Raw genomic sequence first — 12,032 nt, 5'->3', positions numbered from 1 at the left:
ATTTTTATAACGCATCGATAACCAACCTCTGACTTTTCATAAAGTCAATACGTTAAATCCGTAAATAACGATCAATAATCTCATAATAACTTTCTATCGCATTAGCGGATCGGAGCAAGTTCATATCGAAAGTCACTCTATTATACAAGTGATTTCCTATGATCTGATCTATGGAGATCCCCAACTTACAGGAAATTTGCGCAACCTCATCAATCGTAAAAGCGACCTCCCCACGAAGCCTGCGATACACCGCCTCTCTCCCGATACATAAAGTATCCGTCAAGAAATTAGCAAGATTTTGTCCGGGAGGTAACCTATCTTTCATTGCGGTTATCAATTCATTTACAATACTATCTTTCATTGCCTTATTCCTTATTTCTAAGTATTAATAATCCTTGATACATTTGGCAAATGTAAAACATGTAAACGATAGTTTTGTACGATAAAGAAAGCCTATGAGAATTGTTCCTTTTCTAATTAAGGCAAACGCAGACAGAAAAAGATAGAAAACGAAATTAAATAAAAAAAGCACCTATAAATTTCGAATCGCGCAATCGGAAGATCTAGGTTGTTTCATTTATCGAAACAAGTTCAAACTCTAAAACGTATTTATAATCTCCCTTTGTCTATTGAAAAACTGGATACGTTGCATCTCTCCACTCTCGGAGATCATGGTAGAGAACTTTTTTAAAGATTGAATCCAGTCTTTCAAGCTATTAAACATCTCAGTATCCTGTGTCGTAATAGAATTTATCGAGTAAACCCGTATCATACTTAACTGCAAAGAACTTGTTTCCAGATAACTATACGTAGCCTCAAAGTTAATATGCGATACATAAATTCGTACACTATTGCCAGCCTCGGTCTTTCCTCTCATGGCAAGTTCTTCCAATTCATCCACCAACACTAATAACTCCTCTTTGATACGTTGTATATCCTCACAGGAAATAAGATGGATATCGGAGAAATATTTAATGTCATTGACCAAATGATGGAAGATCATATTATCCCAAATATAATCCGTAGAATGGATATACTGTGTCAACGATACAAATTCTCTTTGGGTATCAACCAGTTTTTCCGGTATCTTCAGATTCTCAAAATGATTGCATTGGATATGCTTATTCTGATACATCCACTTAAATAAACGAAACTTTGACAAAAGGTCATGCTTCAAATAAAGGGTCTGAGGAATAGTATTGGAAGAGGTACCCAAAGCCGTAGTAGGATCATCCTGAAAGGCCCTAAAGATCTTCACATATCTAGACAAGATCGTAAAATAAGCATTAAAAGGATCATCGTGATCTACCACATTCAAGTCGAACACGGCATTGGCACTAAAACTAACCCCTACTATTTTATCCAATGACACACCCAATTTCCTTGAGATAAGAGCAGCCTCTTCCAAGGTGAAAGGAACCTCGCCACGTAAGCGCCTATAAATGGCTTCTCTGCCAATATAAAGGGTATCCATCAACAGATTCGCCAAATTTGTCTTAGGGGGAAGTTTTTCTTTTAAAGCTTCAATCAAGCCTGTATTTAATTCATTTATCATCATAACCATGTCGAATGAAAAATCATCTACTCTAGTAACATATATAGAGAGGGAGTTGTTTCGAGAACAAGTACATTCGTAGATGGATTTTCAAAGCACGTAGCTTTTCAGCTTATTCATATCAACTATTTTCCCTTCCCGGGAAATAGCCCCTTCCTCTATCATTTCCGAGAAACTACGGGCCAATGAAGGACGAGCCACTCCAAAATATTCCGAAAGCTCTGTTTGATTACGATCCTGCTTATAATGATCCCCTTGAATACGTTTAAGTATATAGTAAGCCAGTTTACCTTTAATGGTCTTAATCGATAATAATTGAAGACGTTCAGAAAGAAATTGTGTTCGGTTGGCGTTAAAAGCCATATAGCTTTGAAGAAAATGCTCGTTTGTCGCCAGCAAACGCATCACCGCACTCTTAGGTATTAAAATAATCTCGCATTCCTCCAAGGCGATAACATCTACCGGGAAGCGATTATTTTCCGCAAACAAAAATGCGGAGGCCAAAGGAGTAGGCGCCGATAAAGTCTCCACTTCCAGAATTGTCCCGCTTTCGGTGATCATCTCAGTCTTTACCCGTCCTTTACTCAATAGATAAAGCGAAGATAAGGCATCTCCCTGACGAGCCACCCAGTCACCTTTCTTAAACGACCTTGTCGAATAATCCAACGAACTGAAAAGAGCGGTTTGCTCTTCCTCAGACAATTTTCCGCAAATAGGACACAAACTCAGATTCATAAAACTTCCTTTTGCGGATAAAGATAAAGAAAATAATCAAAGAGTGTAACAACTGTTACAGATTAAACGACCTTCTCCCCCCTACATTCGCGATAAACTTTAAAAATAAAAGCTATGTTCTGTTATCAATGTCAAGAAACCGCCCAAGGAAAGGGCTGCACATTAAAAGGTGTATGTGGTAAGACCGCCGAAGTGGCCGGATTACAAGATTTACTGATGTACTTAATGAAGGGAATCTCCAAATTAACAACGACTTTACGCAAACAAGGCGTGGAATCATCCACGGCCAATAAGTTTATCGTAGACGGACTTTTCATGACCATCACAAACGCCAATTTCGATTCATCCAGGTTCGTCTCAAAGATCAAGGAAGCCTATCAGCTACGGGAGAACCTTCTCAACGAATTGCATCGACTGGGAATCCATCTTTCCTTAACCTGCGACTGTCTGACTTGGAAATCGGATAAAGTAGAGGAAATGGAGGTCAAAGCGAAAGAAGTAGGTATTCTTGCCACAGAAAACGAGGATATCCGTTCTCTATGCGAATTACTCACTTATGGGGTTAAAGGTATGGCCGCCTACGTGGAGCACGCTTACAACCTAGGTTTCGAGGATACCAGCCTCTATGCCTTTATGCAAGATGCCTTGGTAGCGACGACTCGATCAGACCTGACTGTCGCCGATTTAACCCAATGGGTACTTACCTGCGGCGAATACGGAGTAAAAGCCATGGCCTTATTAGATAAAGCGAATACTTCCACCTATGGCAACCCGGAAATTACGAAAGTGAATATCGGCGTAGGAAAGAACCCGGGTATACTTATCAGTGGGCACGACTTGAGAGACATTCAAGACTTGCTGGAACAAACCGAAGGTACAGGCATAGATGTCTATACACATAGCGAGATGCTTCCCGCACATTATTACCCGGCTTTCAAGAAGTATAAGCATTTTGTAGGAAACTACGGTAGCGCCTGGTGGAAACAAACATCCGATTTCGAGACATTCAACGGAGTTATCCTGTTTACGACCAACTGCCTTGTCCCTCCCCGTTCTTCCGCCACTTATGCCGATCGGGTCTATACGACCGGCTCTACCGGGTTCGAAGGATTCCCACATATCGCCGATCGTAAGCCCGGAGGCTCTAAGGATTTCTCTGCGTTAATCGAACACGCAAAGAAATGCGCCCCTCCAACGGAAATCGAACATGGGGAAATCATCGGTGGATTCGCTCATGAACAGGTATTCCAATTAGCCGACAAGGTTATCGATGCCGTAAAATCAGGAGCGATACGTAAATTCTTTGTCATGGCAGGTTGCGACGGAAGAATGAAGAGCCGTAGCTACTATACCGAATTCGCCGAGAAATTACCGAAAGATACCGTCATATTAACCGCCGGTTGTGCCAAATATCGTTACAACAAACTGCCTTTGGGGGAGATCAGAGGTATTCCACGGGTATTAGATGCCGGACAATGTAATGACAGTTACTCATTGGTGATGATCGCCCTCAAGTTAAAAGAGATCTTCGGGCTGGATGATGTCAATGAATTACCTATCGCATACAATATCGCATGGTACGAGCAAAAAGCGGTAATCGTATTACTCGCCCTACTCTACCTAGGCGTAAAAAACATTCACTTAGGACCGACATTGCCAGCGTTCTTGTCGCCGAATGTAGCCAAAGTATTGGTCGATAATTTCGGGATCGCCGGAATAGGTAGTGTAGACGAAGACATGGAACTATTTCTAGGAAAGTAAAATAAACCTTTACCGATCCGCTCTTGTTTTCCTATCACATTTTAATCGATTCAAGATGAATAAGGAACAACAAAAAAGAGTAGCCGCCATTCATGACCTATCGGGATTCGGCAAATGTTCATTGACAGTTGCCCTCCCGATCCTCTCGGCGGCAGGAATAGAGACAAGCGCCTTACCTACGGCCATACTTTCTACACACACAGGAGGTATTCTCGGCTATACATATAGAGACTTGACGGAAGATATGCGTCCGTTCATGAAGCATTGGAAAGAATTAGATATCCGTTTCGACGCCGTCTACAGCGGCTTTCTTGGATCTTTCGAGCAATTAGATATCGTAAAAGAGTTCTTCTCCCTTTTCAAGCGGGAAGATAACCTGATTCTAGTCGATCCTGTCATGGGCGATAACGGAGAACTGTACAAGATCTTCACCCCTAAATTTGCGAAAGGAATGAGATCCCTTTGTGAAAGAGCGGATATTATCGTGCCGAACCTGACGGAGGCCGCATTATTGTTGGGCGAACCCTACCAAGCAGGTCCCTATACCAAAGCTTATATCGATGGTATTTTACATAAGCTAAGTCAGCTAGGCCCTAAGCAAGTTGTCTTGACCGGTGTCTATTTCGACGAGAAAGAACTGGGAGCCGCCACTTTCGATATGGAACGAAATGCGACAGAGTATGTTTTAACAGAGAAAATACCCGGTTATTATCATGGTACGGGAGATGTTTTCGCAAGTGCTTTACTGTCCGGTTTGTTAAATAATTTCAACTTGGAGAGATCTGCGGAAATAGCCGTTCGCTTCACGGCAGAAAGTATTCTTCGAACATTCAAGGCGCAAACGGATTATCGCTTTGGCGTGAACTTCGAACAATCCATTCCGGATTTACTAAAAGAACTGAAACTGATATAAATGAGAGCCTTTTTTTTCTCATATTTGCAAATAAAAGGAATATAATAGTATGGCTAAATTAAGAATAGCGTTTTCTGGTATCGGTGCGGTGGGTGGTTATTACGGAGGTATGGTCGCCGCCCGCTATCAAGGAACAATAAAAGCAGATATCTTTTTTATCGCCCGTGGAGAAAATCTAAAGGCTATCCGTGAAAAAGGTTTACAAATGCAACTAGGCATCCGGACAATCCATACGGCTCCGGCACTAGCCACCGATAATCCCGCCGAGATAGGGCCGGTAGACTACCTTTTCTGTTGTACAAAAAGTTACGATCTAGAAGAAAACATCCAGCAGCTAAAGCCTGTTATCGGACCTAAGACCGTTATCATCCCCTTGCTAAACGGATTGGATATCGAAGAACGAATCCATAATATACTACCCGGACAAGAGGTCTGGAAAGGATGTGTTTATATCGGTTCCCGCTTGACAGAGCCGGGTGTTGTCGAGAAATTCTCCTTGAAGGAACGTATTTTCTTCGGCAACAAAGATGCAAACAAAGATAAGCAAACCGAGTTGCTTAAATTACTTATGTATGCCCGGTTAAACGCTTTTAATCCAGCGGATATAGACCTACGCATCTGGAAGAAATTCTTCATGATCTCTACGGCGGCTACGGCTACGAGTTTCTTCAACCAGCCCATTGATGAAGTACTAGCCCAACATATTGATCTATTCATCGCTTTGGGTACGGAATTAAAAAGCGTAGCGGAGGCTATGGGAGTCTGTTTACCCGATGACATCGTCTATACTTCCATCGAGACGCAAAAGATGATGCCGGCCGGCTCCACGACTTCCATGCATAGTGATTTTCTCGCCGGGAAAAAAACAGAGTTGGAAACATTGACCGGATATGTTATTCGTCAAGCGGAGAAGCTCGGCGTTGATGTCCCTACTTATCGATTTATGTATAACGGATTGTCTTTTTATCCCTATCCGAAAAATCAGTAATATCATACATTATGGAAGATCTAATAAACGGGCGTTGCGGTTGGTGCGGAACTGACGAGTTGTATATGGCGTACCACGATCAAGAGTGGGGAAAGTTGGTGACTGACGATAAAACACTGTTCGAGTTTCTTGTATTGGAAAGCTCTCAAGCCGGATTGAGTTGGATAACAATCCTTCGGAAGCGTGAGGGATATCGTAAGGCTTTTTGTGACTTCGACACCGAACGGGTAGCGCAAATGACCGATGAGGATGTTGAACGGTTGATGCGGTTTGAGGGTATCGTGAAAAACCGCCAGAAAATCAAATCCACAATCACAAACGCAAGGCTGTTCCTCGCCATACAAAAGGAGTTCGGCAGCTTTTACAATTACACCCTGTCATTCTTTCCCGACAGAAAACCGATTATCAACACATTCCGGTCATTGAGCGAGATCCCTGTCACGTCGCCTGAATCCGAAGCCATGAGCAAGGACATGAAGAAGAGGGGCTTCAAATTCTTCGGACCTACAATTTGTTACGCCCACCTACAGGCTTCGGGATTTATCAATGATCATCTGATAGACTGCGTTTGCAGGAAAGGATAATAAAAAGGGGATGTGTCAAAAGTCCGGTTTATTAGATTTGACACACCCCCTCATTATTATTTAGCGCATCGATCTTATTGACCGATATAAGTCTCCATGAACTTAGCGCCCGGAGCCGGAGAGATGGTTATTACCTCCGTGTCCGCAGGGATCAAGACAGTTTGACCTTGGTGTACAAAGATCTCGTTTCCTTTATTATCACGGATGGAAGCCTTGCCTGCCATACAGATATAAACGACAAAAGAATCCAGTTCCGAGAAATTACGAACCATAATCGTATCCAGATCCAAAAGGTTTGTCGTGAAATACTTACAGTCCGCCAACTCTACCGTGGCATTCGTATGACCTTTGTAGTGAGTACGGTAATCCGGATACAACGTATAATCGATAGCGTCTTTCGCCAATTCCGTATGCAGCTCACGGCCATTACCGTTCGCGTCTTTACGGTTGTAATCGTAAATACGATACGTGATATTACTGGTCTGCTGGATCTCGGCGATAAAACAACCCGCTCCGATCGCATGCACACGTCCCGCCGGCAAGAAAAATACATCACCTTCATTTACGTCGTACCGTTGAAGCACATCCATAATCGTATTGTTCTCCACCCGTTTCACATATTCCTCAGCGTCGATTTGCTCAGAGAAACCGGAATATAGGCCAGCGCCTTTCTCTGCCTTGATCACATACCACATCTCCGTCTTACCGAAAGAGTTGTGGCGCTTTTTCGCCAGCTCATCGTCCGGGTGAACTTGAATGGATAAATTATCACGGGCATCGATAAACTTGATTAGCAACGGGAAAGTCGTCCCGAATCTCTCCATCACCTTCTCTCCCAGCAACTCCTTGCCATAAGAGCGGATCAACTCATCCAAAGACTTGCCTTCCAACTCGCCATTATCGACAATAGAATAATTTCCCTCAACATGAGAAAGCTCCCAGCTCTCGCCTACACCATTCTCAACCGGAGTAATACCCTTAAACGGGCAGATATCTGAACCGCCCCAAATCACCTTCTTGAGGATCGGCTTAAATGTAAATGGATATAACATAACGTGTTTTGTGTATAGAGTTTTACTTTTTGACCTTCACTTTCCTTAATACGACGGCGCTACGTGCCGGGATATAAAGTTTCAGCCATTCTTTCTTTTCTTTCTTATATAACGGATCAAATTGCGTGAAATGCCTTATGGTATCATCAGCCAAGCCAAACCCCCCGAAACGGGTAGCGTCAGTGTTCAATACGACCTCATATTCTCCCTTCGGAACCAAGAAACCGTAATCCGTGAACGATTTCGTCGGGCTAAAGTTGAACACAAAAACCAAGTCTTTACGCATATAAGCCAATATCTGATCGCCATCATTATCCCAAACCTTCTGGATAGGGGTATCTTGGAAATTCTTCACATCCCCGATCAATTCCAACATCTCACGGTCGAAATCGCCCAAGAAATGGTACTTCAAATCCAGGTTGTCCACCAAATCCCATTGACGGCGAGCGTATTTATAAGACCATCCATTGCCCTCCCTTGGGAAGTCGATCCATTCCGGATGCCCAAACTCATTTCCCATGAAGTTCAGATAACCGCCATTAATGGTAGAAGCCGTAACCAAACGGATCATCTTATGCAAGGCGATACCTCTATCTACCATGAAATTATGGTCATCTTTTTGCATATGCCAATACATATCGGCGTCGATCAAGCGGAAGATGATCGTCTTATCACCCACCAAGGCTTGATCGTGGCTCTCGGCATAACTGATCGTCTTCTCATCGGCACGACGGTTCGTCGTCTCCCACCAGATCGAAGACGGATGCCAATCCTCATCCTTCTTTTCCTTGATCGTCTTGATCCAATAATCCGGGATGTTCATGGCCATGCGATAATCAAAGCCATAACCACCATCTTCGACCTTGGCTGCCAAACCCGGCATGCCACTCACCTCCTCGGCGATCGTTATAGCGCCCGGATTCACCTCATGGATCAATTTATTGGCCAAGGTTAGATAAGCGATAGCGTCGCCATCTTGGTGGCCATTAAAATAATCGCCGTAATTACAGAAAGCCTCGCCCAAGCCATGGCTGTAGTAAAGCATGGAGGTCACGCCGTCGAAACGGAAACCATCGAACTTATACTCCTCCAGCCAGAACTTACAATTCGACAATAAGAAATGAAGCACCTCGTTCTTTCCATAATTGAAGCACAGGGAATCCCATGCCGGATGCTCACGGCGTTCGCCACTCAGGAAATATTGGTCATACGAACCGTCAAAGCGGCCTAATCCCTCCACCTCGTTCTTTACGGCGTGGCTATGTACGATGTCCATGATCACGGCGAGACCCATCCCGTGCGCCTCATCGATCAGTTGTTTCAACTCGTCCGGCGTACCGAAACGGGAAGAGGCGGCGAAGAAGCTACTTACGTGATAGCCGAACGATCCATAATAGGGATGTTCTTGTATAGCCATGATCTGAATGGCGTTATAACCATCCTTCGCTACACGAGGCAATATATTTTGACGGAATTCATTATACGTCCCCACCTTCTCCTCGTTGGTGCTCATACCGATATGGCACTCGTAGATCAAAAGGGGAGACTTCTTAGGTTTGAATCGTTTATTCTTGAATTTATAAGGTTTCTCCGGGTTCCATACTTGAGCGCTGAATATCTTAGATTGCTCATCTTGCACCACCCGGCGAGTCCATGCGGGAATACGTTCTCCGCTACCGCCGTCCCACTCGACCAGCAACTTAAACAAGTCCTCATGATACATCTGCGCATCGGTCAAAGCGATCTCCCATACGCCATTCGCCTTACGTTTAAGCTTGTATTTATTATCTTTCTGCCATCCGTTGAATGTTCCAATCAAATAAATAGCGGTAGCATTCGGCGCCCATTCACGGAACACCCAGCCTTTCGTGGTTTTGTGTAACCCAAAATAAAGATATCCGGAAGCCATCTCGGATAAAGTTAGTTTACCATTATTCGTCAAGCTCTTTTCTTTATCAATCACGTATTGATACCGGCCTTCTATAGCCGCCTCATAAGGGGCCAGCCACGGGTCATTTTTTATCAGATTTAGAGACTCCATGATTTATTATAATTTGGTTCTCGGCAAAGATAAAAGAAAAAAACATACCCATTGATAATATTAGGATATTTCTTATATTCGCGGTAAACCGTATAAAGATGAGCAAAGGAACAAAAAGTATAGCCTTTTACCTAATGATGATCCTCATTTTCGGTTCGCTGATGTACTTTATCGCCAAAGAAGGGGAAAGTCAGCAACTGGAAAATTCGATTGCGTCCATTCAAAACGCACCTAGTAATTTAGAAGAGGGATTTACCATATTTACTCAATTATTAGTACATAATATCGAGTCTTCCATAGGAATTCTGCTTTTACAAATCATCACGATATTGCTTACGTGCCGTTTGTTCGGTTGGTTATTCCAGAAGATCGGGCAACCCACCGTCATCGGCGAGATCGTTGCCGGAATCGTGCTAGGGCCGTCCGTATTAGGCAATTTATTCCCGGAGGCTTCCGCCTTCCTTTTTCCTGTGGAATCGTTGGTGAATATAAATATGCTGAGTCAATTCGGACTTATACTCTTTATGTTCGCTATCGGGATGGAACTTAATATCTCCGAGGTAAGGAAAAAGCTGAAAGAGACGATCTTAATCAGTCATACCAGTACGATCGTCCCCTTCTTTTTCGGTATGCTGACCGCCTATTTCGTGTACGACAAATATGCGGATAAGAGTACGCCTTTCCTCTCTTTCGCCTTGTTTATAGGTATCGCCATGAGTATTACCGCCTTTCCCGTATTGGCACGTATTATCCAAGAGAAAGGACTTACCAAGACACATTTGGGTACCATCTCGTTGGCAAGCGCGGCGAATGGGGATATCACCGCATGGTGCTTGCTAGCGGTTGTCATAGCGATCGCACAAGCGGGTTCGATGCTAAGTGCCGTTTACAACATCTTATTCTCAGTCCTTTACATAGTGTTTATGTTTTTGGCGGTGCGGCCATTCCTGCGGATGATCGGACATATTTACCACAACAAGGAGGTAATCGACAAGGGGCTGGTCGCTTTCATCTTCTTGCTATTGATCACCTCGGCTTATCTGACTGAGATATTGGGATTGCATGCCTTGTTCGGCGCTTTTATCGCAGGGGTGGTGATGCCGGGGAATGTCAAATTCCGCAAGATCATGACCGAGAAAGTAGAGGATGTATCCCTTGCGCTATTTCTTCCCTTATTCTTCGTATCCACCGGATTACGTACGGAAATAGGTCTTCTAAACAAGCCTGAGTTATGGTGGCTATGCCTTATCTTCATAGTTGTGGCCATCGCGGGAAAGTTTGGGGGAGCGATGTTCTCCGCCCGATTCGTGGGTGAGAGCTGGAAGGATAGCCTATACATAGGGGCACTCATGAACACCCGCGGGTTGATGGAGCTGGTCGTATTGACGATCGGGTACGATATGGGGATATTGACACCTTCCGTATTCGTGATCTTAGTGCTAATGACGCTGGTCACCACCTTTATGACAACACCGTTGGTCTCATTCATCAAATTCTGTTACCGGACGCATGACAAGCTGATGGAGCAAAAAGAGAGAATGCCATTGGAGGGAATATTCAAGGTACTGTTGTCCTTCGGACGAGCCGGAAATGGACAGATCATGCTGGACGTAGCCTACCAGATGTTCGCCCAAGGCAAAAACAAGCTGGAGCTGACGGCGCTGCACTTAACGGTTGGCTCGGACGTAAACCCGTTACACACGGATAATTTCGAGGAAGTCAGCTTCGGCCCGATCCTTTACGGGGCCAAGAAGCTGGGCATTCAGATACAGACCCGCTACGAGGTATCGAACAACGCCGGAGTGGATATTTGTAGCATCGTAAACAATGAGGGGTATGATTTCCTTCTGGTCGGTTCCGGGATATCGATGAGCAACACACCGGATGATATAGCGGCAAGCCATTACCGGGCCTCTTTCTACAACCGTTATTTCAAACGCTTCAAGGCTCCGGAATCTTGGTTTTATCCGGGTGCCTTATTGAAAGACAAGACGAAGATGTTTATCGAGCAAAGCAATTGCCCGGTAGGTGTATTCGTGAACCGGAATTTCGTCAAGGCGTCGAACGTGATCGTGGTCATCGATTCCGAGGAGGATTTATTCCTGTTGGGATATGCCCAGACCTTATTGAAGTCTACACACGGCTCGGCCAGCGTACTTGATAAATCCAGCAGCACGACCCCGGGGAACGAGGTGATCAAGGAAGGAATCCTGCGATTCACGGAAGACGTGAAGCAGACCACGCTTCTACGAGAAAAAGACCTTACGCCCCAGTCTTTCAACGGCTTCAACTTCATGCTGATCAGTTATAAGACATGGAACGATGTCTCCGAGCACCGGAAAGAAGCCTTGCAGAAAATGCCTTCCACGTTGATATTAAGCAAATAATCCGTTATAAACCATA

General features: G+C 44.2%; 9 protein-coding genes and 1 pseudogene. 5 read left to right on the top strand and 5 right to left on the bottom strand.

What is annotated here, in order from left to right:
* Nucleotides 1–55: 55 nt before the first annotated feature.
* The 3 genes and pseudogenes from CI960_RS05715 to CI960_RS05705 form a co-directional block, all read right to left on the bottom strand.
* Nucleotides 56–361, bottom strand: a pseudogene (locus CI960_RS05715) (hypothetical protein); the annotation flags it as partial.
* Nucleotides 362–598: 237 nt separating this feature from the next.
* Complete coding sequence (locus CI960_RS05710; protein ID WP_005858174.1) at nt 599–1,558, bottom strand: hypothetical protein; 960 nt, start codon at nt 1,556–1,558, stop codon at nt 599–601.
* Nucleotides 1,559–1,645: 87 nt separating this feature from the next.
* The gene (locus tag CI960_RS05705) at nt 1,646–2,290 is read right to left on the bottom strand and encodes a Crp/Fnr family transcriptional regulator (RefSeq protein ID WP_005858175.1); all 645 of its coding nucleotides are present in this window, start codon (nt 2,288–2,290) and stop codon (nt 1,646–1,648) included.
* 114 nt (nt 2,291–2,404) lie between these two features.
* Between CI960_RS05705 and hcp the strand changes: the two genes are divergently transcribed.
* From hcp to CI960_RS05685, 4 genes are read left to right on the top strand one after another with little or no spacing between them, the layout of a single operon-like run.
* Complete coding sequence (gene hcp / locus CI960_RS05700; RefSeq protein ID WP_005858176.1) at nt 2,405–4,051, top strand: hydroxylamine reductase; 1,647 nt, start codon at nt 2,405–2,407, stop codon at nt 4,049–4,051.
* 55 nt (nt 4,052–4,106) lie between these two features.
* Nucleotides 4,107–4,964: a pyridoxamine kinase gene (locus tag CI960_RS05695; RefSeq protein WP_005858177.1), complete on the top strand. Its 858-nt coding sequence runs from the start codon at nt 4,107–4,109 to the stop codon at nt 4,962–4,964.
* A gap of 49 nt (nt 4,965–5,013) precedes the next feature.
* The gene (locus tag CI960_RS05690; protein WP_005858178.1) at nt 5,014–5,952 is read left to right on the top strand and encodes a ketopantoate reductase family protein; all 939 of its coding nucleotides are present in this window, start codon (nt 5,014–5,016) and stop codon (nt 5,950–5,952) included.
* A gap of 11 nt (nt 5,953–5,963) precedes the next feature.
* A complete protein-coding gene (locus CI960_RS05685) occupies nt 5,964–6,536 on the top strand; it encodes a DNA-3-methyladenine glycosylase I (RefSeq protein WP_005858179.1) in 573 nt (190 codons plus the stop codon).
* Between the two features lie 74 nt (nt 6,537–6,610).
* Here the strand turns inward: CI960_RS05685 and CI960_RS05680 are convergent, their stop codons facing one another.
* A complete protein-coding gene (locus tag CI960_RS05680) occupies nt 6,611–7,588 on the bottom strand; it encodes a type I phosphomannose isomerase catalytic subunit (protein ID WP_005858180.1) in 978 nt (325 codons plus the stop codon).
* 22 nt (nt 7,589–7,610) lie between these two features.
* On the bottom strand, nt 7,611–9,629 hold the full coding sequence (locus tag CI960_RS05675) for an alpha amylase C-terminal domain-containing protein (protein WP_044544764.1): 2,019 nt from the start codon (nt 9,627–9,629) through the stop codon (nt 7,611–7,613).
* Between the two features lie 98 nt (nt 9,630–9,727).
* On the opposite strand from CI960_RS05675, the gene CI960_RS05670 reads away from it, so the two are divergent.
* Nucleotides 9,728–12,016 carry a cation:proton antiporter gene (locus CI960_RS05670; RefSeq protein ID WP_005858183.1) on the top strand — a complete coding sequence of 763 codons (2,289 nt, stop codon included), beginning with the start codon at nt 9,728–9,730 and terminating at the stop codon, nt 12,014–12,016.
* Nucleotides 12,017–12,032: the final 16 nt, after the last annotated feature.

It is taken from the genome of Parabacteroides sp. CT06, from assembly GCF_002257605.1.
In the GTDB taxonomy this organism is placed as follows: domain Bacteria; phylum Bacteroidota; class Bacteroidia; order Bacteroidales; family Tannerellaceae; genus Parabacteroides; species Parabacteroides distasonis.
The sequence above is the reverse complement of the archived record's forward strand: the minus strand, read 5'-3'. Positions and strand labels throughout refer to the sequence as shown.

Bases quoted from the DNA above. Each gene is read 5' to 3' on its own strand.
- CI960_RS05710 (WP_005858174.1), bottom strand. From the start codon at position 1,558: ATGATGATAAATGAATTAAATACAGGCTTGATTGAAGCTTTAAAAGAA.
- CI960_RS05675 (WP_044544764.1), bottom strand. From the start codon at position 9,629: ATGGAGTCTCTAAATCTGATAAAAAATGACCCGTGGCTGGCCCCTTAT.
- CI960_RS05680 (WP_005858180.1), bottom strand. From the start codon at position 7,588: ATGTTATATCCATTTACATTTAAGCCGATCCTCAAGAAGGTGATTTGG.
- CI960_RS05690 (WP_005858178.1), top strand. From the start codon at position 5,014: ATGGCTAAATTAAGAATAGCGTTTTCTGGTATCGGTGCGGTGGGTGGT.
- CI960_RS05685 (WP_005858179.1), top strand. From the start codon at position 5,964: ATGGAAGATCTAATAAACGGGCGTTGCGGTTGGTGCGGAACTGACGAG.
- CI960_RS05695 (WP_005858177.1), top strand. From the start codon at position 4,107: ATGAATAAGGAACAACAAAAAAGAGTAGCCGCCATTCATGACCTATCG.
- CI960_RS05705 (WP_005858175.1), bottom strand. From the start codon at position 2,290: ATGAATCTGAGTTTGTGTCCTATTTGCGGAAAATTGTCTGAGGAAGAG.
- CI960_RS05670 (WP_005858183.1), top strand. From the start codon at position 9,728: ATGAGCAAAGGAACAAAAAGTATAGCCTTTTACCTAATGATGATCCTC.
- hcp (WP_005858176.1), top strand. From the start codon at position 2,405: ATGTTCTGTTATCAATGTCAAGAAACCGCCCAAGGAAAGGGCTGCACA.